Genomic DNA, 25,000 nt, shown 5'->3' with positions numbered 1-25,000 from the left:
ACAACAAACCTTTTACAAAAGTTTTTCAAATCCTTACAATTCATCTTTTTTCACGATACTCATTCTGATTCCGGCAAGCGGTGATATCGACAGACAAGTTCTGTTTTTTCTTATCCTTCACTCATCGTTCTTTCATATTCTTTTTTGATTTTAGAAAGCACTTTCTTTTCGATTCTCGAAACAGTCATTTGAGAAATATTCAATTCTTCCGCTATTTTCATCTGTGTTTTTTGCTTAAAAAAACGACCTATGATAATCTCTCGTTCCACATCATCCAATTTTTGGAACATTTTCTCAAAAAAATCTCTGTTTTCAATTTCGGAAAAGCTTTTATCCTCATCTCCCAATACATCAATCAGAGATACTTCCTTGTCTTCTCCACCGTTTTCATAGGTAACATCGAGAGATTTTAAGTGATACACCTGTGATGCTTCCATCACTTCCATCACTTCTTCTTCCGAAATCTCCAGATATTCTGCAATATCTTTCACTTCAGGAATGGCACCTTTTTCGTTTTGTAGATATTCTCTTGCCTGAGTTACTTTTTTAGACAGTTCCTGAATTTTTCTCGGAACACGAATCGACCACCCTTTATCACGAAAGTATTTTTTGATTTCTCCAATGATGGTTGGAGTTGCAAAACTAGAAAATTTGAACCCTTTTGTAACATCATATCGTTCGATTGCCAAAATAAGACCTAAGGATGCCACTTGAAAAATATCATCATACTCTATCCCTTTATTCAGATATTTTTTGGATAAAATTTCTGCAATATAGAGATTTTTTTGAATCAATTCATTTCTAAGTTCTCTGTTTTGTTTGTCTTCATTGTACAAAAGGAATAATTCTTTTTCAGTTTTTCCAAGGAATTTAGGATTTTCAGCAAAAGATTGTGCAGTTTTTTTATTGCTCTTTCCATTTTCCTTATTCATTTATTTATTATCCTCCAAAAATTTTGACATCCGAATCTTTGTTCCTTTTCCTACCTCACTGTCAATTTTTACTTCATCCATCAAACTTTCGATAATGAAGAATCCCAGTCCGCTCTCTTTCATTTCTTCTACGACCGGCTCTTTTACTTCTTTTGCATCAAATCCGACTCCCTGATCGCTCACTTGAATGGTCAACTTCCCGTCTTCCACCTCAAAATGTAAAGAGAATGTATCTTTTTGAGAATGGCGAATCGCATTTGCACATGCTTCGGAAAGAGCGATTTTGATATCTTCTATTTCTTCTACATTGAATCCGATTGTATTAGAGATAGCAGAAACGGTTAGCCTCGCCACTGAAACATATTCCGGATTTGTAGGCAAATCCATTGTAATACAGTCTTTTTTTATTATTTTATCTTGAACCAATGAAAACTCCGCCTTTCTATATTATGCTTCCTTTACCTCAAAAAGTTGCGTCAAACTTGTAATCGTAAATACCTTATATACACTCGGTTTCAAACCGTGTAGTGAAATTTTCTTTTGATTGGCTTTCAACACTTTCAGCGCACCGATCAAAACTCCCAAACCTGTCGAATCAATATAGTCCAAATTGGTCATATCAATGGATAAATCTTTATCCGGATATTGCTTTACCAAGGCTTGAATCTCTTCTCTGAACTTCTCGGAACCATAGATATCTATTTCACCTGATACAACCATCTCGGTTTGATTGTTCTCTTCACTGTATTTTTTTTCAACGATAACTGACATATCAAATCAACCTCTCCCTCTTTTTATTTTTTCTTAACGCTCCTAATTGCACCGAATGTTGTCAATGCTTTGATTACTTTTTCGGATGTTGTAAAAACATTGTCCACAGAATCTGTAATGTCTGCTACAGAATCTGTAATTTCCTTAATGCTTTTTTCATTTTCATCCAGAATATGACTTATTCTTTTTGCTGCATATCCAAAATCCCTAAGCGTTACCGCTCCGAAAATGCATAAAATTAAAAATCCTATCCCGGCTAATAAAACTCCTATTTCCCACATACAGAATCCTCCTTACTTATGTAAAGGGAAAAACTCTCATCAAACATTCTATTTTGTAATGAGAGCTTTTTCTTTCACTTATTTATTCCTCTTCCTTTTCCATAAAATTCTTCGAAAAAACAAGCTTATCGTCATCATCATAATAGAAGATTTCTTCATCATCCGCTTGAATTGCTTCTTTCAAATTTTTTCCCAAGTCTTTTGCGCCGTCCACCAATCCTCTTGTCTTATCGGTAATGCATGCCCTGATTTCTTTTCCTTGTTTCGGTGCAATTAACATTCCAAGTATAACTCCTGCACTCATACCGATTACAGTTGCTCCTACCGTTTGCAATAAGTGTGATTCTCTTCTTCTGGTAAACATAATTGCCCTCCGTTCCGTATTTTAAATATAATCATACTTGAATAGTACCCACAAAAATACTTTTCAATCATTTTTTTAATATTTTTTCATCAATCCTATTTAACGACACAAAACTCTGTCTATGAAAGGAAGTCCTTCCTTTTTCCGCTATTTGCACAGCAGGCTTATCAATCGGACACTTATTCCTCTTCTTCACTGATTTCGATTTTTTCAAACGAAGCAATATCCTGATTTTCTGCCGTCTTCATCAGACGAACTCCGCTGGTAACACGACTCAGTACGGAAATGCCTTTGACTTCCATACGAATCAAGGTTCCGTCTATATTGACAATCATAATTTCATCATCGTTGGATACCACTTTTCCGCCTACCAATCGCCCTGTCTTTTCAGTAATCTTATAGGTTCGGGAACCTTTTCCTCCTCTTGTTTGAAGGTTGTATTCCGCAATCGGTGTTCTCTTTCCGTATCCCCGCTCTGAAATAATCAACACATCTTTTTCGGGATCTGCAATCATCATAGAAACGATTTCGTCTCCTTCTTCCAAGTTCATTGCGCGAACTCCCTGTGCAGTACGTCCCATACTTCTGATATCGCTCTCATCGAACATGATTGCTTTTCCGTTACGGGCAACACAGATAATGTTGCAATTTCCGTCTGTCAGTTCCACACCGATCAGCTCGTCGTCTTCTTTGAGTGAAATTGCAATCAAACCGTTTCGGTTGCTTCGTTGGAATTCTTCCAACGGTGTCTTTTTCATAATTCCTTTGCGAGTACACATTACCACAAATCCGGATGATGCCTGTTCTTCACGAATCGAAAGCATGGTATTGACTTTTTCTCCGTCTTCCAAAGGCAAGATATTTACAATATTGGTTCCCTTTGCCGTTCTGGAACTTTCCGGAATTTCATAGGTATTCAAACGATAAATTCTTCCCATATTGGTAAAGAAAATCACTTTGCTATGGTTGCTTGTCAAAAGCAGTTTGTCCACAAAATCTTCATCTCTGGTAGACATGGATGCAATCCCTTTTCCGCCTCTCTTCTGTGTCTTATAGGTATCGATTCCAACTCTTTTGATATATCCCAAATGTGTCAAAGTAACCGTTACCTCATCATCAGGTATCATGTCTTTGATATCAATATCTTCATAGGACGCCAAGAATGTCGTTCTTCTTTCGTTGCCGTATTTCGCCTTGATTTCCAAAATTTCTTCTTTGATGATGGAAAGAAGCAGTGAACGATCTGACAAGATTTCCTGATAATAGTCTATTTTTTGTTGCAAGTCTTTTTGTTCGTCTTCCAATTTTTCTTTTTCCAAACCTTGCAATCTTCTCAACTGCATATCCAAAATAGCTTTTGCCTGAATCTCGGAAAAATCAAAGCGTTCCATCAATCGTTCCATCGCATCGGAATAGGAAGAACGGATAATCGCAATGACTTCATCAATATGGTCAATCGCCTTCAACAAGCCTTCTACCAAATGAATTCTATCCTGTGCTTTTTTCAAATCAAACTGTGTTCTTCTTGTGACAACTTCTTCCTGATGTTTGAGATACAATCGCAACATCTGCTCCAATGTCAGCACTTTCGGAATGTTGTTGACCAATGCCAGCATAATGATGGAAAACACCTGTTGCAACGGAGAAAACTTAAACAGCTGATTCAATACAATATCAGGATTCACATCTCTTCTCAATTCAATGACAATTCGCATTCCTTTTCGGTTACTTTCATCTCCGATATGGGTGATTCCGTCAATTCTCTTGTCTTTCATCAACTCTGCAATTTTTTCCACCAATCGTGCCTTATTCACCTGATATGGAATTTCCGTCACGACAATTCTCGTTTTTCCGCCTGACATTTCTTCAAAGGAAGTTTTTGCTCGTTGAACAACTTTTCCTCTTCCTGTTCGATATGCTTGCAACATGGAAGAATTTCCCATAATGTGAGCTCCTGTCGGAAAATCCGGTCCCTTGATGTGTTTCAGGATGTCTTCCAAGGTCGCATCTTCATTGTCAATCAACTCTACCACCGCATCGATAACTTCTCCCAGATTGTGAGGAGGAATGGAAGTTGCCATCCCTACTGCAATCCCGTTGGAACCGTTGACTAACAAATTCGGATATCGTGCCGGCAAAACACTCGGTTCCCACTCATTTTCATCATAGTTCGGAACCATATCGACGGTCTCTTTGTTTAAATCACGAAGCATTTCCATCGACAATTTTTCCATTCTCGATTCGGTATAACGCATCGCAGCCGCACTGTCTCCGTCAATCGAACCGAAGTTTCCGTGTCCGTCTACCAAAGGATATCTCATCGAAAAATCCTGTGCCATCTTAACCAAGGCATCATATACCGCCGTATCTCCGTGCGGATGGTATTTTCCCAGTACATCCCCTACAATGGTAGCGGATTTTCGGTAAGGTTTATCCGGTGTCAAATTATTTTGTCCCATACTGTATAGAATTCTTCTGTGAACAGGTTTCAAACCGTCTCTTACATCAGGAAGTGCGCGACCGACGATAACACTCATCGCATATTCAATATAGGATTGCTCCATTTCATGCTTCAAATCTACCTCAATAATCTTATCTCTCATCTCTTCTTGACTCATCATAACCCTCCTTTCTAAATATCCAAATTCTTCACATACTGCGCATTGTTATGAATAAATTCTCTTCTCGGTTCTACCTTATCTCCCATCAACATGGAGAAAGTATCGTCCGCTCCCGAAAAATCCTCTACCGTTACTCTAAGCAAGGTGCGTGTATCGGGATTCATCGTTGTTTCCCAAAGTTGTTCCGGATTCATTTCTCCAAGACCTTTATATCGTTGAATACCCGGTTTATGTCCTTCTCCAAACTCTTGCAAAATAGCAGGAAGTTCCTTTTCGTTATAGGCATAAACCTCTTTTTTTCCGCGATGTATCTTGAACAACGGCGGTTGTGCAATATAGACATATCCGTTTTCAATCAACGGCTTCATATAACGGAACATGAATGTAAGAAGTAGCGTACGAATATGCGCCCCGTCGACATCGGCATCGGTCATAATGACAATTTTGTGATAACGAAGTTTGGATTCATCAAATTCTTCTCCGATGGAACAACCGAATGCAGTAATCATATTTTTAATTTCTTCTGACGTCAAAATACGATCCAATCTTGATTTTTCAACATTTAATATCTTACCTCGAAGCGGTAAAATTGCCTGTGTTTTTCTATCTCGTCCCTGTTTTGCGGAACCTCCCGCAGAATCCCCTTCGACAATATAAATCTCAGACAACGCCGGATCTCTTTCACTACAGTCTGCCAGCTTACCCGGAAGGGAAGTGGAATCCAATACTCCCTTTCTTCTGGTTAAATCTCTCGCTCTTTTTGCCGCCTCTCTTGCACTTCTTGCATTCATTGCCTTTTCAATAATAATTTTGGCAACTTGAGGGTTTTCTTCCAAATAGGCTCCGAAATATTCTGCCAAGAACGAATCTACTACAGAACGAACTTGCGGATTCCCAAGTTTTGTTTTAGTCTGTCCTTCATACTGCGGTTCCGGCAATTTGATAGAGATAATTGCCGTCAAACCTTCTCTAACATCTTCTCCCGACAGAGACTCTTCTTTATTTTTGTTGGATTTTTTTAAATAATCATTGATGGTACGCGTCAAAGCGGTCTTAAACCCAATCAAATGCATTCCGCCTTCTATGGTGTTGATATTATTCGCAAAAGAATAGATATTCTCGATATAAGCATCTGTATATTGAATTGCTATTTCCAAATAATATTCATCAATCTGTTTTTCAAAATGAATCACATCTTTGTGCAGCGGAGTCTTATTTTTGTTCAAAAAAACAACAAATTCCTTGAGTCCTCCAAGATAAGAGAACTCTTTTTTCTGCTCCTGTCCGGCTCTCTTATCTTCTAATACAATAGAAATTCCTTTGTTTAGAAAAGCAAGCTCACGCAATCGGTATTCCAAAGTTTCATAGCGATATTCCAACTCGTCGAAAATTTCCGCATCCGGTTGAAATTCAACCATTGTTCCTGTTTCTTCCGTCACACCGACTTCTTGCAACTCCGTTTCGGAAATTCCTTTGCTGAACTCCTGAACATAGATTTTGCCGCCTCTTTTTACGGTCACTCTAAAAAAAGTGGAAAGTGCGTTTACAACAGAGACCCCGACTCCGTGAAGTCCACCGGAAACTTTATATCCTCCCGTTCCGAACTTACCGCCCGCATGCAATACGGTCAATACGGTTTCTACGGTAGATTTTCCTGTTTTCGGATGCACCTCTGTCGGAATCCCTCTTCCGTCATCAATGACACGAATCGCATTTCCTTCTTCAATTGCTACATAAATCGTCTTACAAAACCCTGCAAGAGCCTCATCAATTGCATTGTCTACAACCTCGTACACCAAATGGTGTAATCCTTTTGCACCGGTAGAACCGATATACATTCCGGGACGCTTACGAACCGGTTCCAAGCCTTCCAACACTTGAATCTGATCAGCTCCATACTGAACATTCTTATTTTCTGTTTCAGACATCTCGTTGCCTCCTACCCTTCCTCAACACTAATCTTACCGTTTTCTACAGCATAAATTTTGCCGTTATCCAAAAATTTTTCCGCAGTTGTCACAAACACTTGAGTATTTGTCACATAATCCAACAACATCCGTTGTCTGGAGTAATCCAATTCGCTGAAAATATCATCCAACAGCACAATCGGATACTCCCCTGTATCTTGATAAATCATCTGAATTTCAGATAATTTCAGAGAAATAGCAGCACTTCTCTTTTGTCCTTGCGAACCGAAATGACGAATATCCATCTCGTTGATGACAAGTGCTACATCATCTTTATGAATTCCTCTTGTAGAGTGTTTTCGAATAAAATCGTGTTCTTTTCCATCCATCAAATAACGGAAGTATTCTTCTTCCGATATTGCATACACATTCGGTTCATACTCAATTTCAAGCACTTCTTTTTTAGAAGAAATTTTGGAATGAATCTCCTGTGCAAACTCTCTTATATGCTCAATAAATTCCTCTCTCATCTTATGAATCTGAAATCCGGACTTTGCAATCTGCTGTGTATAAATCTCAAGCAACACCTCGTCAACTTCCTGTTTCAACAAAGTATTTCTTTGATTCAACACCTTGTAATATTCCGACAGAATCCGATAATATCGTGGCTTTAGTTGTGAGATTTCACGATCCAAAAACAGCCTTCTCTCCTTCGGTCCGTCTTTGACCAATTTCAAGTCATCAGGAGAAAACACGACGATATTCAATACGCCAAACAAATCTTGTAACTTTTCAATCGGAACAGAGTTTATTTTGACAGCTTTTTTGATTGATTTTCCAAGTTTCATATCAATCGTGTACCGTCCGTGAAGATTTTCAACTATTGCAGATACCGTTGCAGCGTCCTGTCCAAATGCAACCATATCCAAATCTCTTACCGTACGAAAGGAACGCCCGACCGAAAAGAGAGAAATTGCTTCCAATACATTCGTCTTTCCCTGTCCGTTTTGTCCCACAAAAACATTGGCACCTTCTTTGAAAAGCAGTTCCAACTGTTCGTAATTTCTGAAATTTTTTAATGTCAGTTGATGAATCTTCATACAAACCCTACTCTACAACAATCAATTCTCCGTTTATTTCCACCTTGTCGCCTGAACGAATCTTTTTTCCGCGACGAGTTTCAATCTCACCGTTTACCTTAACTTCTTCTGATAAAATACAAACTTTCGCTTCTCCTCCGGTAGAAACTTGATTCGATAATTTCAGCAACTGATCCAATTTGATAAATTCAGTATCAATTTTAATTCTTTGTTCTTTCATTCGTTGTTCCTCTTCTGTTTTCCGTTTCGTTTCACAATATCATACAAAATACGCTTTGAACTGAACTTTTGATAGAAACGGATTCCTCTCATCAAATAAACAATGACATAAGAAATAACTTTTCCGTACTCCATCAAAATGATAGATTTATTTAGGCTTATTTTCTATTTTTTACAGCGTAATTATATCATATTTTATAAAATAATACAAATTTGCTATGTATTTACTAACTTGTCATAATTACTATATTTTTATATTCACAAAATATAAAATTAAAAATTTGACACTTTTTTTATCTTATTTTTATTTTTCCTTGAACCAATCATTCGTATGATTACAAAAAAGAACAGATGAGATACACCTGTTCTTTTTGATAAATTATATTTCATTTCAATTCGTAATAGAATTGTTTTTTGATTGTCATCTTCCCAAATCAATAGGATGATATTGTCTTATTTTTACAAAAGATGGTAGAAAAAATCAACAGCATGAGCCATAAATATCAAAAATAAAAGAATTGAGAATATCAAATTCCGTTTATTTTTCTGTTTGATAAAAGTGTAGATACCATAGACATAAATTGGAACAGATAGTATTACAAATAGGATCATAAAAGGCTTTGGAATACTATTTATCCATTTTAAAACACGAAGGTGATGTGGAATGTCGTAAGTTTGCATCAACACCATACAAAACACCTCTACATTTATTAAATTTTTTCTTTGTTTTTTCATAATATTTACTTTCTTATCTAATAGGTACCGAATTTTTCTACTTTCCAATCACGCAATGTATATTTTTGTCCGCCTTTTGTAACCTTCCACTCTTTATATATGCAAGTAATTTTTATGCCATGATTAGGGTCGCCTTCTGCTACAAAGTGATTGATTCCTATAATACCACCTAAAAGAGTAGCAATCGTTTGTAGCAATTCAACAGTACCTCCACTAAAATAAAGTGCAATAACAGCGGCAATAGCTATTGCAGATCCAGCATTTTCTACTTCATCTTTAATTTCTTTATAGGAGATACGAACAGTTTTTCTTTGACCAACATAGGGAGAACTATAAGGAACGGCTATCGTTTTCCCTGTTTTGGTTGAATAGATTGTCCCGTTTATTTTATCGTAAATTAATTTAAAAGAACCTTCTTTACTGCTATTGATTGATATTTCTCTGGTAGCATAGTTATCATTCAAAATTTTGATTGTTCCGTTTTCAGAATTAGATTTAATAGATATTGTTTGACTATCTATCGCTGTTATTTCTACTCTCTCACCATTGTACATAGTTGTCATACTCGTTGTTATATCTGTTGCCAAAACTTGATGAGGAGAAATAAACGAGAACAATAATGTAACAATTAGAACTGCCGACAAACTTTTTCTTTTCCATGTAGTATTCATAAAAACCTCCTTAGTTTCATTACAATATCAATATACCAACTTGCTTAACATAAAACTCTCTTAACTTATGTTTTTGGTGTCATGACAATATCTCCTTTCTATACAGTATGTAAGTTCCTAAATAAGGTATGTATTCTATACCGAAAATATACCTTACTTAAAGCATAGAATACTATTGCATAATTGTCAATCAATTATTTCTTTATTTTATGGTATTTTCTGAAAATAGTCTGTTAAGTATCATGATACTACGATTCTACTGAAAATCCATCGTTATTTTGACGGAATATTTTATTTATCTCATATTTTTTGCCAAAAAATTTGTCATTTTAAAAAAGTGGCTATTTTATTGAAGAATAGTATATATATTAGAAAAAAGTTTTATCATAATTTTAATTCTGTGACTGATGTTTTGGAGTGTCTATCGTCAGTATGATACAAAAAATGTGTCTAAAAAAACAATTTGCTTTTTCAGACACATTTTTCAAAACACAATCTATTAAATTTTCATCACATTTTGTAGAAATTAAAAAGAAAAATGACCATTTTTAATTCTTTTTCTTCTCTGACTTGACTGCAATATTTTCTTTCAGTCCTTCTATATTCGGATCTTTGATGACTTCATCTCCTTCTTCCAGTCCCTCTTCAATCACATATTTGGAATTGCTTTCGTATGCAATGCTCACTTCCTGAATGACTGCTTTTCCGTTCTTAACAACAAATACCGCATCTTTTCCGTCTTTGGAATGGAACATTGCGGATTTCGGTATAGTGATAACATCATGCATCTCTTTTAGAACAAAGTCAAGCAGGACATCATAGTTTGCAGAAATATTCAATGTTCCCTTGTCTTGAATGGAGACGGTAACTTTCACCTTTTTTTCGTCTAATCCGAGACCGGAGCGTTGCTCTGTTGCATAAGCACTGATTTCTGAAATAACACCGGTACCGGAGAGGTCTTCACTGTTGGTTTCCTGACGAATGTTCACTTTGTCACCGACATGAAGATAAATGACATCGTCTGTCAATACATAACTTTCGATTTGCAAGCGATCTTTGTTAATGATGGTAACGACGGGTGACTGAAGTTGAGCCAGTTCTCCGGATTTTACCAAAATTTCCGAAACAACGCCGTTGATAGGAGAACGAAGTACCGCTTTTTGTTTCTGATTTTCCAACAATTTCATATTTTCGGAAACGGACTTTTGTTGACCGTCATACATTTTGTCGGTTCCTGCTTTCGGTTTACTCTGTTCATAGATGAGATTCAGTTGTTTTTCCTGTGCATTTTTCTTGATTTGGAGCTGTTTGTACGACAGCTCCAAGTTATCCAATTCGGATTTTGAAATGGAACCGGCTTCATACAACAGTTTGGCATCCTGAATGTTTTTTTCCAAATCTTGCATTGCAACTTTTGTACTTTCGATTTCCAGCTTCTGCGCTTCGATTTGCGACTGATACACCGACGGCATACTCATCTCTTTTTGTCCTTGAATGCTCTGTAAATTTCCTCGAAGTTGTGCAATTTGGTGTTCTATCTGTGAGGAATCAATAGTAAGGATTGCCTGTCCCTGTGTGACAGGTGTATTTTCTTTTACAACGGACAAAACAACTCCGTTCAGCTCAGCAGACAGTGTCACTTTATCTGCACTTACCACAGAACCGTTTTCTTCAATGGTATCCTGAAAGTCTGTCTTTTCAACTTGCTCGGTATTGACGGTCAATTTATCGGTAAGGTGTATGACCGAAATTCCAAGTATGACAACTAAAATGATGCTTGTTACTATAAGTTTGTATTTCTTCTTCATCTTTTACACCTCTTGTTTGATAGTATTCCCTATTTATAAAAAGTATTCCCATCTCATTTTTGTACGATGTTCTGTTTCACTTTCCTGCTATCATATTGATTGAAATGATAAATCCACAGGATTGCTCTCTTACATCAATCTAACATCGTCACTTCAAGTAAGACGAGAGTAAGGTACATTTTTCAAATTTATTTTTATAACAATTGTTATGATATGTTCATATTATTCACGTTCTTTCAATACTTCCACAATCACCAACTCATTGATTTTTTTCCTTCCGGAGTACTGTGCAAGTACCATGGATACGACAATACACAACAGTGAGATTGCAAATTTGGAAGGTATTATGGTTGTCGGAATACTGAAATTGTCATCTGACAGAGCAACGGAAACATACTTCAACAACACCTTTGTCAACGGAAGTCCGAAAAGCACCCCGAAGAATGCAATGATTTGCTGTTCCAATGCAATGATTTGAGCAACTTCCTTACGACTCATACCAAGCACAAGAAGGGATGACAGTTCTCGATTTCTTTCGGCAATACTGATAATGTAGGAATTGTAGATAACGATGAAACACATAATCACTCCAAGACTGGAAAAGGTATACATCATAAATTGAAAATGAGCCATAAAATCCAACATTTTTTGTTTTCTGACACCGGTGTGAACAACATTCGATACAATATTGCTCTCATCATAATCTTTTCTGAGTTGTTCCACAGATTCTTGGCTTGCATGAAAAATAAGCGAGGTTGCAATATTTTTTTGATTCAGCAACTTTTCCAATGTATTTTGACTCATATAGGCGTTGACTCCAACACTTTGCGGAATGATTTTTGTCACTTGTACCGGAACTTTTTTTCTCTTTTTCATGAAAGAGCTTTCCACATATACCATATCTCCTACTTGCACCTGCAAGACTTCTGCAAGCTTGTGTGAAAGAAAGACTTCTTCGTTCTGTATCGGAACTTCATGGTTGTGAACATCTACAATATGATACAAATCGGAATGTTGTTCCACACCGATAATATTTACCTCTTTGATATGATTTTTATATTGAAACGATACAGGAACTTCCAACAACGATTCAATCTCCGAAACTTCCTGTCTCTTTTTTAGTTCCAACATCGCATCCGATTTGTTTACAACACGCTGAAACTCCATTTTTCCGGTATAGATTTCATTGTAGCTATATTTATCCGTAATGACGGTATTCCATAGGCTGTACATCATAAACATCACTGAAGTCAGTGCAAAAGAGAGTGTAATTCCGATAAGAATAAAAAAACTGCGCTTTCTGTTACGAGAGATATTGCGAAGCGACATCTTACCGAATGTATGAAACAAAAAGGTAAAAGAATCTAAAAAGGTCTTTTTTTGAACATAATGCGGCTCTTCCGCCTTGAATGCATCTAAGGGAGAGAGCGATAAAATTTTTTTTGCTCCGAGGTACCCTGCAAAAACGGAAAAAAGAGTTCCTGTCAAGAGACTGATACCAAAAACCTGCATTGATAATGCTTTTGAAATGTACGGAAAATTAAAAAAATTACCATACATATCCACGAAAGAATACAGGATGGGAACGGAAAGCAAAATTCCGAGTACAGATCCGACAATTCCAAGGATCACAGCAAACATGATGTAATGAAATTGGATTTGTCGTTCTGAATAACCGAATGCTTTCATAATACCGATTTGTGTTCGTTGGGACTGTACCAACCGTTCCAGCATCATAATCTGAATCATGGAAGAAATCAAAAGAAACAGAGACGGCAAAATACGGCTTGTTGTATTACACTCTTTAATTTCATCATCTACAACAGTGTGACTTGTTTGATGTTCCCTTGAGATAATGGAAGATACAGAATAATGTTTCAATAAACTCTTGAGGACTTCGGATACATCGGTAAATTCATATCCTTCTTTCAAGGTAAACACGATATTGTTGTATGATTGATTGAGAGATGTCATTTTTTCCATCGTTCTCAATGATGTAATTCCGATTCCGTAGGTACTGTAATCAGGAACAATATCTCGAACATCTTTCAGTGCATAAATAAATTCCGGACTTGCACCTGTTCCGCTGACAGTGAACGGATTTTCCGTTCCGTTGTACACGACGTAGATGGTATCACCGACAGACAAATGGTTGTATTCTGCAAAGTTACTGTCAAGCAGAATCTCATTTTTTCCGGTTTTAGGGTATGTGCCGTCTTGTAATAAAAACTGATTGACCTGATTGACCGAATCGTCATAGGACATCAACCTGATATAAATATCATCGCGACTACGCGAAAAATTCATACGAAACGTTTCTGCAATATGCCCTTCAATTTGAAAAATTCCTTCAATTTGTTTCAAAGATTTGATTTTTTGATAAGGAATGGATTGGATGTCAATAAATCCGTCTGCAAAGTTACAGGAACGATAGAAACTCTGTTGTGCATCGACCAAATTGGCACCGAGCATATCGAATGCGGAAAAAACGGTAATACCGATCGCAATTAAGACAATTACCGCAAAATTGGATTCTTTTTTCCCTATCAAATCTCTTTTTAATTTTTTGTATAGAATCATGGTATCACCTCCTAAGAAAGATGACTGTTATTTAGAACACCAACTGTTCGACGGGAATCGGAGAAGGGTTTTCTTGGATGTGGGTGATGGTGCCGTCTTTAATAAAAAATACACGGTCCGCCATATCCGCAATGGCGGCATTGTGCGTGATAATAATCACCGTTTTGCCATAATCGGTGTGAAACGATTTCAAAACCTTCAGTATTTCAACGCTGGTTTTGGAATCCAACGCTCCGGTAGGTTCATCACACAGCAGAAGTTTCGGATTTTTGCATAATGCACGCGCAAGCGCGACGCGTTGCTGTTCTCCACCGGACAACTGCATCGGAAAATGATAGAGTCTATCTTCCAAACCTACGGAACGCAACATTTCTTTTGCAGAAAACGGATTTTTGGCAATTTCTGCGCTCAATTCCACATTTTCCAGTGCGGTTAAATTGGACATCAAATTGTAGAATTGAAATACAAATCCGATATTTTCTCTTCGATAGACGGTCAAATATTTTTCATTGGCATCGTGTATTGCAGTATCTTCAAAGAAAAGAGTTCCCTTCGTCAAAGTGTCCATTCCTCCGATGATATTCAGCATGGTACTTTTTCCTGAACCGGAAGGACCTAAAATAACCAAAAACTCTCCGTCATATATTTCAAAACTGACATTTGACAGAGCATGAACCTCTATTGAGTCCAACGAATATGTTTTATAGATGTTGTTTGCGCTAATCAATACATTTTTCATTCTATTCACCCGTCTCATATCATTCAAATAAACTGTTCTATGGTTCTATTATATCTCTTATTATTTACCATTTCAATAAATAGTATCAATTAAATAATATTATCAAAATAAAAAATAGAATCCCCACAAAACTTTTGCTAAGGATTCTATTATCATCATATTCTCTATTTTCAATAAATCAGTATTATCTCTATTTTTTCTTGTAATTCCTCATCTCATTTTATTCACAGAGCTCAATTTGATTCACAAAATCAAGTATGGTATTCCAAACTTTGACAAATAGAACTTCAGGACATTTTTTAGATGCCGTTATAACGATTTCATAAAGTTCTCGTATTCGTAAAAACGACAGAAAAGATACTTATTATTTTTTACTGTTTGAAGCAACGGATTTTTCCTGCCAGTATTCCTCGTCCCATTTTTCATACTGTTCAGGAGTAATTTTAGTTTTTTTCTTTGTTGCAACATCATAAAGATAAGGAGTTCCCAATTCTAATCGCATTCTTTCATTTTCTGTTTGATGGGTATAGATAATTTTGTGTTTCTTCATAGAATAACGGTATCTGCTTGCAGGAAACAGTTCTTGTATCTTATCTTTTTTTGGATTGTACATCATCAATACTCTTGCGTAATCTTCATTCGTATTATCTATTCCACCGAACAGAACTGTATTGTCCTTCATCCACTCCGCATCTTCGGTCGCAAACACATTTGAGCTGTATACCTGTTTTATCTCCTGTGTTTTCATATTTTTAATATAGAATGCATATACATTGTTATTTTTTGTATCTTCAATTTTATCGGTCAAAATTCCCCAATTTCCATCGGGAGATACTTTGATTTCTTTCTCAAGATTTTTTGCGGTCACAGTCACATCTTTACCTGTTGTTTGACGAAGCTCCAAATGATGAATGGTTTTATCTTCGTCTGTCATACTGTATTTTACAGAACTGTTCACTTCACAATGAAGTAATTCTCCTACGATACGAAGAGGAACAAACACTCGATTTTGAAAAAGGTAAGGTTTCTCTTTTGTAGAAAATTTTTCTCCGTTCCTTGTATAGACACTGCTGCCTATCGCACAGGTAACCGTAGTATCTCCTTTGTGAATGGTGATATTCGGCTTATTAAATTGAACACTTGCACCCACACCGTTCCCAAAAAAACGGACTGGAACATAGGTAGAATTTCGAATCAATTGAGGCTCTACATCCGTTTTAATCTGTTTTCCGTCTACCATAAGCCGGTATTCTACCGAACTTGCATTACAAACACCTGAAAACAACAGTACCGTCATTCCAAACATCACAAAAATCCTTTTGTAATTCCTCATGATTGTTCACACTCCTTATCACTTTCGATTTCATACATCATAACTGAAACATAATATTTACAGTCATTCTATCAATAAAAACGATGAATAGCATACTTTACGTTAAAATGATACTATATCGTAATTACTATGTAATATGAAACCATAAAAACACTCTCTTTTTCATCCATCTGACAAAAAAGAGAGTGTTTGCTTAAGTTTGTGATATGACACTGAACATAATTTGAACATATAGACACAGTATAAATTATCAAATTTCTACTGTCATTTTAATTAATCCTTGGTTGGAATCTTAATTTTTATATTCAAAACATCGGAATCTTTTTCATCTTATGAGATATGGTTAAGTCTCTCATCACTCATCCATACAGTTCTCTTTTACACTTGATAACATCAATTTGATTCTGTTGATTTGGTTGACCTCGGAAGCTCCCGGATCATAATCTATCGGGGTGATGGTAACATTCGGATAATCTTTTCTGATTCTTTTGATAACTCCCTTGCCGGTAATATGGTTTGGAAGACAACCGAAAGGTTGGATACAGACAATACTGCTCACTCCTTGTTGAATCAGCTCTATCATCTCCGATGTCAATAGCCAACCTTCTCCGTATTGATTTCCGAGCGATACAATAGGTTTTGCCATTTTTTCCAAGTTTTCAATGTACTCAGGTTCATGAAAACGTGACTCTTTCAATCTTTTTCTGATCGGTTTTCTAAGATGTTCGATTAGGTCTACTCCCAACTGTCCGTACATCGCCGACATCTTGGATTTTGAGAAAAACTCGCCCTTATGAACAGAATTTCTCAGACAATACATCAGAAAATCGGTCAAGTCAGGCATAACAACCTCACATCCTTCTTCTTCCAGGATATCTTGTAAATTGTTATTGGCCTCCGGCAAATATTTGACAAGTATTTCTCCGACGATTCCAACTTTAATTAACTTTTTATCGTAAACCTCAATTTTTTCAAATGCATCAACGATTTCATTCACAAGTTTCTTATAGTGAATGATGTCAGGATTTGTAATAAATTTTTTAGATTTTTCAATATAGTAAGATTTTAATCGGTCTGTTTCACCTTCTTTTTTTTCATAAGGTTTCACGGCATTTCTCAATCTCATCAACAGGTCTCCAAGAAGAATCCCACCGAGTCCTTTTTTCAACAAATCTAACGAAATCTTAAAGCCAGGATTTTTTTCGATTCCCTGTGCTGAAATTGCAATGACAGGTATCTGCTCCAGACCTCTGTCTTTCAATGCTCTTCTGATGAAACCGACATAGTTGGAAGCTCTGCAGGCTCCTCCTGTTTGAGTCATAAGAAGAGCTAATTTGTTGACATTGTACTTTCCGGAAGAGATTGCATCCATCATTTGACCAACTACAATAATGGAAGGGTAACAAGCATCATTGTTGACATACTTCAATCCCTCTTCTATTACCTGTGAATTGACATTCGGCAAAAACTCGATTTGATATCCTTCGCTTTTCAACGCTCCCTCTAAAATTTCAAAATGATCTTTTGCCATCTGTGGACAAAGTATGGTGTAATCACGTTTCATTTCTTTGGTAAACGGTACATGACAGTTATCCAAAAGATATTCTTCTTTCGGAACAAACTTCCTATCTTCCAACGCCTGCATCAATGATCTCAGTCTGATTTTGATTGCACCTAAATTCGAAACCTCATCGATTTTAATCACGGTATATATTTTTCCGTTGGCATTTAGGATTTCATTGACCTGATCTGTCGTTACCGCATCCAGTCCGCACCCAAAGGAATTTAACTGTACCATTTCAAGGTCTTTTCTCTTTCCGACAAATTCCGCCGCCCGATAGAGTCTTGAGTGATAAACCCATTGGTCCAAAACTCTAAGCTCTTGTGAAATATCATAGTTTTTTACAAGAGAATCCTCTGAAATCACCGCATAACCGAGTGAAGTAATCAAACCGGGTATTCCGTGATTAATCTCAGGGTCGATATGGTAAGGTCTCCCTGCCAAGACAATCGCCTTTGTATTGTTTTCTTCAATATATTCCAAAGCTCGTCTTCCTTCTTTTGCTACATCCTCTCGGTATCTTTCGAGTTCTTCATAAGCGGAAGAGACTGCTGTTTTAATTCTCTCTTTGCTGATTCCTTTCTTTCCGAACACTTCAAACAATCTTTTTGTCATTCCCTTTCGTGAGTCAAAAGAAAGAAACGGATTCAGATATTCAATTCCTTTTTCTTCTATAGAATCCACATTGTTTTTAATCACTTCCGGATATCCTGCTACAACAGGACAATTCAGATGGTTTTGACTTTTTTCATACTCCTTCTTCTCATAAAAAACAGAAGGATAAAAAATAAGGTCCACACCCTGTTCTACCAAAGATTCAATATGCCCATGAACTATTTTTGCAGGATAACAACACGTTTCCGAAGTGATGGATGCGATTCCTTTTTCATAAGTCTTTCTTGTCGTATCTTCAGATAAGACAACCGAGAAACCTAAGTCTGTAAAAAATCGGAACCAGAAGGGATAGTTTTCATACATATTCAAAACTCTCGGCAATCCGACTCTTCCCATCGGTGCAAGTTCAATTGGAAGAGGCTCATAATCGAACACCCTCTTATATTTGTAATCATAGAGGTTAGGTAATGTCTTGGTCTGCTTTTTCACTCCTGCGCCTCTCTCACATCTATTTCCGGTTACATATCTGGAACCGTCAGAAAAAATATTAATGGTTAAGGCACAATTGTTAGGGCAAAGCCCACATCTTGCATTCTTTTGCTTGTAAGAAAAATGCTTCAACTGCTCCAAAGTAAATAAGGTCGATGTTTCATTCTGTCTCTTCTTTGCAATCAAAGCCATACCGAAAGCACCCATAAGACCGGATATGGAAGGTCTTATCGCTTTTTTGCCGGAAATTTTTTCAAAAGCTCTTAGAATTCCGTCACCGTAAAAAGTACCTCCTTGAACAACTACCTTGTTGCCCAGTTTACTTGGATCTCTCAACTTAATGACCTTTTGAAGAGCATTTTTGATGACGGAATAACACAATCCTGCAGCAATATCTTTCGAACTTGCTCCCTCTTTTTGTGCCTGCTTCACCTTAGAATTCATAAAAACCGTACATCTTGAACCCAAATCAACCGGTCTTTCTGCTCGCAGTGCAGCATTTTGAAAATCTTCAACCGTCATACCTAGAGACTTGGCAAATGTTTCAATAAAAGAACCGCAACCGGAAGAACACGCTTCATTCAACTGAATGGAGTCGATGATTCCATCCGTAATGTGCATCGCCTTCATATCTTGTCCGCCGATATCCAAAATAAAATCGACATCCGGTTCAAAATATTTTGCTGCTGTATAGTGGGCAATCGTTTCAACTTCACCGACATCAATCCCTATCGCCGCTCTTAAAAAATCTTCCCCATAGCCTGTGATACCGGATGATGCAATCCAAGCACCTTCCGGCAACTTATCATAAATATCCTTCAGAACTTCAATCGCTATCTCAAGCGGATTACCGTTATTATTTGAATAGTGAGAATACAGAATCTTGGAATCATCATCCAACAACACTAATTTTGAAGTTGTCGATCCGGCATCAATTCCCAAATAACAGGGACCACGATAAGTCTCAATACTGTTCTTTTGAACTTTCACATCCTTATGACTATCTCTGAAAGAGTCTATTTCTTCCTGTGAAGTAAAGAGAGGATCTAATGTTTGACTTTCATCTATCTCCAACAGGATTTCTCCGTTTATCTTTTTCATCAATTCAAAAAAAGTTGTCTTTTCACAGAATTTTGATGCCAAACAAGCGCCTAAAGCCACATAAAGCTGTGAATTATCCGGAACAATAAAAGTGTTTTTATCCTGTCCGATTGTCTCTTCAAATCTCACTCTTAACTCGCTTAAAAAATGAAGAGGACCTCCAAGCAACGCAATGTTTCCTTTTATCGGTCTTCCGCATGCCAAATTAGAAATTGTCTGATTCACAACAGATTGAAAAACAGAGGCTGAAATGTCCTCCTTCGATGCTCCTTGGTTCATAAGAGCTTGAATATCTGTCTTTGCAAACACCCCACATCTGGAAGCAATCGGATAAATCTTATGATAGTTCTTTGCTCTTTCATTCAATGTTCCGGCATCCAATTCCATCAAAGAAGCCATCTGATCGATAAAAGCGCCGGTTCCTCCCGCACAGATTGAATTCATTCTCTGTTCGATATTTCCCGACAAATAAGTTATTTTTGAATCTTCTCCCCCAAGCTCAATCGCAACATCCGTTTCGGGAATATATTCTCTTATCGCCTTTGTTCCTGCAATAACCTCCTGCACAAAGTGTATCCCGAAATATTTTTCGACAAACATACCTCCGCTGCCCGTAACGGCAATCGTGATATCCAAATTACCGAATTTATCATATACCTCTTTCAAGATATTCTTAACTGTTTCAACGACATCAGACTTGTGTCTTCTGTATACTTCATATAGTACTTCTCCGGTATCATCCATTAAGACTAGTTTTACTGTTGTTGATCCTACATCTAAGCCCAAATGAAATAACATAATTCCCCTTCTTTCTCATAGGAAGATAAATAATTTGACAAGCCAATTATATCACAAACCGTTCATAAAAATATGCTTTATTTTACTTTTTTATTTGCAAAATTTAGTGATAGGAATCATTCATATCGGAAAGAATTTTACAGTATAGATGTAAGTATATTTTTGATTATAATATACTGTGAAAATCTATTTGTTTTAAAACAGATAGAAATAATAAATCATACAAAATAAAGATTTTATATCGTTTCTGAATTTCCATCTCTCAATTATAAAAACACTTTCTGTCAATTATATATCAAAAATATAAAAAAACTGATGTGAGAAGTCACAAAGTAACTCTCACATCAGTCTGATATTCTTACTAAACCATCAAATCAAAGATTTATTTTGATAAATATTCAATAATTTGATTTGCTAAAGATTTTGCAATTTTTTCTTGAGCTTCATAAGAACCTGCTCCGATATGGCAAGTAATGATGCAATTATCTAATTCAAATAATTTATGATCAGGTGCAGGTGGTTCTACTTCCACAACATCAAGTCCTGCTCCTGCAAGGTGTCCTGATTTTAATGCATCATATAGTGCATCTTCATCCACAAGTCCACCTCTTCCAAGGTTGAATAAGAAACTTCCTTCTTTCATCATATCCAATTGTTTTTTGCCAATCATGTGTTTTGTTTCAGGTGTCAAAGGCATATGAATAGATAAAATATCAGCTGTCTTTAACACTTCGTCCAAGCTCATCAATTTCACACCGATTTTATCAGCTACTTCTTGCGGAAGATATGGGTCATATCCGATTACATTACATCCGAATCCTTGACAAAGTTGTGCAACACGACTTCCGATTCTTCCGACAGCTAAGATACCAACTGTTTTTTCTGTCAGTAGGTTTCCTGTGAATCCCATTTTATCCCATTTACCTTGTTTTACCGCATTGTTTGCAGGGTTTACTTTTCTCATAACGGTAAGCATCAATGTCAATGCCAATTCTGCAACGGAATCAATACTTCCATCTTTTACATTGAATACTTTGATACCTTTTTCTTCTGCATATTTTGTATCAATATGGTTAAGACCGATTCCTGCCATTCCGATTGCTTTTAATTTTACTCCGGCATCAATCATATCTTTTTGAACCGGTGTATCAGAACGAACGATTAAGATTTCATAATCCTTTACCATCGCTTTTACTTCATCTAAGCTTTTTCCGTAAGCCAAAGTTACATCATAATGTTGTTTTAGAATATCCACTCCTGATGGATGTACTAATTCAGTAATTAAACATTTCATCTCAAAATTCCTCCTATTTTTTATGTAACACAATAATTAACCTGTCCATATCATTGTATCACATATTTATTTTCTGTCAATTATGATTCCTTCTGTTTTTATCATCATAGATTTGAGATGATAAAACATATGTGAAAAAAAGTTTTTGAAGATAAGCTATTGTTAAATACGAACCGGTAATACCAAGTAAGTATAGTCTGTTTCGAATTCCGGTTTAATAATACAAGGACTCACATTCGTATTGAAGTTCATGTAAATGTATTCATCTTCCATTACTTTCAAAGAATCTAAGAAAAATCGGATATTAAATGCAATTTCCAAATTTTTTCCTTCTAATTCCACATCCAAAATTTCTTCCAAATTTCCGACTTCATTGTCATGTGCGGTAATAAGAAGCTCATCATTTTGGATACGAAGTTTTACCAAATAATTCTTAGAAACCAGGGTAGCACGATCCAATGCATCAATAAATTTTTGACGGTTTACTTTAATTTTAGTAGAAAATTCTTTCGGAATAATTTCTTCGTATTTTGAAAATTCCCCTTGAATCAACTGTGTATTTACAAGAGTTCTTCCGAATAAGAAACTGGCATGTCTGTCTTCGATTCCGATTTTCACATCTTCTTCCATCGTTTGACAAAGTCTCATAATTTCAACCATTGTTTTTCCCGGAATAATCATACTTCGTGAACCGACAGAAGATTTCAGTTCACATTTTTTGTATGCCAAACGGAATCCGTCCAATGCAATCACATTCATTTGATTATCTTCCAGTTCTACCAACTCTCCCATAAAAACAGGTTTTGTTTCATCTGTTGTAACAGCAAAATGTGTTTTCTTAATCATCTCTTCCAAAATCGCAGGATGAATATTTTGATAAACTGCCTCTTCCAACTCGTCAACTGTCGGAAAACCGTTATCCAACATCTCTTTGATGGTAAATTTCAGTTTTTGACATTGTAACAAAACATTTCCGTCTTTGATAGAAACAGTCACTTCTTCATTAGGTAATTTTCGAATAATATCTGACAGAATTTTCGCATCAATAACTGATTTTCCTTCTGTTTCAACAGCAGCATCAATGGAGGTTCTAATTCCAATCTCCAAATTGTTTCCTGTGATAGTCAATTCATTTTCATACGCTTCTAAATAAAATCCTTTTAAAATATCAAGAGGAGTTTTACTAATAATTGCTTTTGATGCAATTGCCAGTGCATCAGAAAACTCTCTTTGGTTTACGGTAAATTTCATCATACAATCTCCTTTTATTCAGTGAATTCTTTATTTAGTATTATACACAAAAAAAAGAAATCTGTGTTACTTAATTTTTTGTAGAGCGAATTGTGATGAAGTTCTGTCTAAATATAAATAATAACAGATTATAGTAGTAATAGTAGAGAGTGTGAATATGTGGATAACTCACACAAATAATTGTTTTATAGGAGTTGGATTTTTGAAAAAGTATGTGGATAAAAAACAGAACATAAAAATAAAATGTGGATAATCAAATCACAACGGAAAAAATGTACTTTTAATAAAATATTGGAATTTCAAGCAATAAAAAAAATAACAAAGAAAGAAAAAAATAAAAATTTTTTTAGAAAACAATCTTTCTTTTTCTCTCACTTTGTTATTTAAATAACAAAAAAGTTATCTCATGAATTATGCATTTTGAATATCTTTTTTTAGATTTTCAATCAGTTCTTTTGTTTTTTCATCTATTTTGATATCACTTGTAATCTTATCACATGCGTGCATTACGGTAGTATGGTCTCTTCCTCCGAATTCCGTTCCGATTTTAGGAAGTGACAAGCCTGTCAATTCACGACAGAGGTACATTGCGATTTGTCGCGGATAAGCAATCTCTCGCTTACGACCTTTTGAAGAAAAATCATCTACCTGAATCGAGAAGGATTCCGCAACTTTTTCTTTGATAAATGTCGGAGTGATTTCAACATGTTGTTTACTTTGAAAAATATTTTTTAATGCTTCTTGAGAAAGTTCCGGTGTAATTTCACGTTTTGTAAGATCGGAGTAAGCAAAAATTCTTGTCAAAGCACCTTCCAACTCACGAATATTCGATTTGATATTTTTTGCGATATATTCAAATACGAGATCGGGAACATGATGTTTTTCTTCTTGTGCTTTTTTTCTTAAAATAGCAATCCTTGTTTCATAATCCGGCGGTTGAATATCTACAATCAGTCCCATTTCAAATCTTGAGCGCAGACGATCAGCAAGCATCGGAATTTCTTTCGGTGCACGATCGCTTGAAATAATAATTTGTTTATCCGCTCCGTGTAATGTATTGAATGTATGGAAAAATTCTTCCTGTGTTCTTTCTTTTTCCGAAATGAATTGAATATCATCAATCAGAAGAATATCAACATCTTTTCGATATTTATTTCGGAATTCTTCATTTGTGTCATCTTTAATAGAGTTAATCAATTCGTTTGTAAAGGTTTCAGAAGAAAGATACAAAATTTTTACATCCTTATTTTGAGACAACACGTGGTTTCCGATGGCATGCATCAAGTGAGTTTTTCCAAGTCCTACTCCTCCGTAAATAAACAACGGATTGTAAGAATGTGCCGGGTCATTAGCGACAGCAACACATGCGGAGTGTGCAAGTACATTGTTGTTTCCTACAACAAAGCTGTCAAAAGTATACTTTGGAATCAAGGTAATATTTTTTTGATAGATATCTTTTTTCTCTTCTTTCGGTTCCGAATTCAAATCGTCAAGTGACAGAATCAGTTGAATTGACAGAGAGGAGTTTGATTTTTTTTCTAAGATACCGTTCAAAATATCTAAGTATTCTCTTTCTATCATTTCTAAGATAATCTGGTTTGTAGCAAACAAAACCAACTTATCGTTTTTTATCATGATAGGTTCCAATCGGTCAATGAAAGTTTTGTATATATTTGTTGTTTTTGCAGAAACTGTGGCAGCAAATTCCTGCTTGACTGCTTCCCATAATTCTTGTGCGTTCATAACTTACCCTCCTGAACTATTTTTTACTTTTTTGAGGGATTATCCACAAAAAAATTAAACCGGTCAGAATAAAATATTTTGAAAAAG

At 36.0% G+C, this 25,000-nt stretch carries 18 protein-coding genes; all 18 read right to left on the bottom strand.

Translation table 11 applies throughout. From position 1 onward, the window contains the following. Nucleotides 1-110 precede the first annotated feature (110 nt). The 18 genes from HMPREF0389_RS00095 to dnaA all read right to left on the bottom strand — a co-directional run bounded on the left by HMPREF0389_RS00095 (nucleotide 111) and on the right by dnaA (nucleotide 24,913). Complete coding sequence (locus tag HMPREF0389_RS00095; RefSeq protein ID WP_014261700.1) at nucleotides 111-932, bottom strand: SigB/SigF/SigG family RNA polymerase sigma factor; 822 nt, start codon at nucleotides 930-932, stop codon at nucleotides 111-113. Then, nucleotides 933-1,358, bottom strand: a complete 426-nt coding sequence (locus tag HMPREF0389_RS00090) for an ATP-binding protein (protein ID WP_014261699.1) — start codon at nucleotides 1,356-1,358, stop codon at nucleotides 933-935. A gap of 21 nt (nucleotides 1,359-1,379) precedes the next feature. Next, nucleotides 1,380-1,703 (bottom strand): STAS domain-containing protein, encoded by a 324-nt coding sequence (locus tag HMPREF0389_RS00085; RefSeq protein WP_014261698.1) that lies wholly within the window; start codon nucleotides 1,701-1,703, stop codon nucleotides 1,380-1,382. Between the two features lie 23 nt (nucleotides 1,704-1,726). Beyond that, complete coding sequence (locus HMPREF0389_RS00080) at nucleotides 1,727-1,984, bottom strand: DUF948 domain-containing protein (protein WP_014261697.1); 258 nt, start codon at nucleotides 1,982-1,984, stop codon at nucleotides 1,727-1,729. 82 nt (nucleotides 1,985-2,066) lie between these two features. After that, nucleotides 2,067-2,348 (bottom strand): YtxH domain-containing protein, encoded by a 282-nt coding sequence (locus HMPREF0389_RS00075; protein WP_014261696.1) that lies wholly within the window; start codon nucleotides 2,346-2,348, stop codon nucleotides 2,067-2,069. A gap of 179 nt (nucleotides 2,349-2,527) precedes the next feature. Then, nucleotides 2,528-4,966, bottom strand: coding sequence for a DNA gyrase subunit A (gene gyrA, locus HMPREF0389_RS00070; RefSeq protein ID WP_014261695.1), 2,439 nt, complete (start codon nucleotides 4,964-4,966; stop codon nucleotides 2,528-2,530). A 14-nt stretch (nucleotides 4,967-4,980) separates the two neighbouring features. Beyond that, a complete protein-coding gene (gyrB, locus tag HMPREF0389_RS00065; protein ID WP_014261694.1) occupies nucleotides 4,981-6,897 on the bottom strand; it encodes a DNA topoisomerase (ATP-hydrolyzing) subunit B in 1,917 nt (638 codons plus the stop codon). A gap of 11 nt (nucleotides 6,898-6,908) precedes the next feature. Beyond that, complete coding sequence (gene recF / locus HMPREF0389_RS00060) at nucleotides 6,909-7,976, bottom strand: DNA replication/repair protein RecF (RefSeq protein ID WP_014261693.1); 1,068 nt, start codon at nucleotides 7,974-7,976, stop codon at nucleotides 6,909-6,911. 7 nt (nucleotides 7,977-7,983) lie between these two features. Continuing rightward, nucleotides 7,984-8,196, bottom strand: a complete 213-nt coding sequence (yaaA, locus tag HMPREF0389_RS00055) for a S4 domain-containing protein YaaA (RefSeq protein ID WP_014261692.1) — start codon at nucleotides 8,194-8,196, stop codon at nucleotides 7,984-7,986. Nucleotides 8,197-8,947: 751 nt separating this feature from the next. Further along, entirely contained in the window at nucleotides 8,948-9,601 is a 654-nt protein-coding gene (locus HMPREF0389_RS00045) for a hypothetical protein (protein ID WP_014261691.1), read from the bottom strand. 548 nt (nucleotides 9,602-10,149) lie between these two features. Then, nucleotides 10,150-11,409, bottom strand: a complete 1,260-nt coding sequence (locus HMPREF0389_RS00040) for an efflux RND transporter periplasmic adaptor subunit (RefSeq protein WP_014261690.1) — start codon at nucleotides 11,407-11,409, stop codon at nucleotides 10,150-10,152. A 222-nt stretch (nucleotides 11,410-11,631) separates the two neighbouring features. Next, a complete protein-coding gene (locus tag HMPREF0389_RS00035) occupies nucleotides 11,632-13,989 on the bottom strand; it encodes an ABC transporter permease (protein ID WP_014261689.1) in 2,358 nt (785 codons plus the stop codon). Between the two features lie 31 nt (nucleotides 13,990-14,020). Continuing rightward, entirely contained in the window at nucleotides 14,021-14,728 is a 708-nt protein-coding gene (locus HMPREF0389_RS00030; RefSeq protein ID WP_041250719.1) for an ABC transporter ATP-binding protein, read from the bottom strand. A gap of 364 nt (nucleotides 14,729-15,092) precedes the next feature. Further along, nucleotides 15,093-16,061, bottom strand: a complete 969-nt coding sequence (locus HMPREF0389_RS00025; protein ID WP_014261687.1) for a copper amine oxidase N-terminal domain-containing protein — start codon at nucleotides 16,059-16,061, stop codon at nucleotides 15,093-15,095. A gap of 355 nt (nucleotides 16,062-16,416) precedes the next feature. Then, nucleotides 16,417-20,625 (bottom strand): acyl-CoA dehydratase activase-related protein, encoded by a 4,209-nt coding sequence (locus tag HMPREF0389_RS00020; RefSeq protein WP_014261686.1) that lies wholly within the window; start codon nucleotides 20,623-20,625, stop codon nucleotides 16,417-16,419. A 382-nt stretch (nucleotides 20,626-21,007) separates the two neighbouring features. Continuing rightward, on the bottom strand, nucleotides 21,008-21,919 hold the full coding sequence (locus HMPREF0389_RS00015; protein ID WP_014261685.1) for a D-2-hydroxyacid dehydrogenase: 912 nt from the start codon (nucleotides 21,917-21,919) through the stop codon (nucleotides 21,008-21,010). Between the two features lie 162 nt (nucleotides 21,920-22,081). Then, nucleotides 22,082-23,170, bottom strand: a complete 1,089-nt coding sequence (gene dnaN / locus HMPREF0389_RS00010) for a DNA polymerase III subunit beta (protein ID WP_041250718.1) — start codon at nucleotides 23,168-23,170, stop codon at nucleotides 22,082-22,084. 411 nt (nucleotides 23,171-23,581) lie between these two features. Continuing rightward, nucleotides 23,582-24,913, bottom strand: a complete 1,332-nt coding sequence (dnaA, locus tag HMPREF0389_RS00005) for a chromosomal replication initiator protein DnaA (protein ID WP_014261683.1) — start codon at nucleotides 24,911-24,913, stop codon at nucleotides 23,582-23,584. Between the last annotated feature and the right edge of the window lie 87 nt (nucleotides 24,914-25,000).

The organism is Filifactor alocis ATCC 35896 (genome assembly GCF_000163895.2).
GTDB classification, from domain to species: domain Bacteria; phylum Bacillota; class Clostridia; order Peptostreptococcales; family Filifactoraceae; genus Filifactor; species Filifactor alocis.
This window is presented reverse-complemented; position numbering and strand designations above follow the sequence as displayed.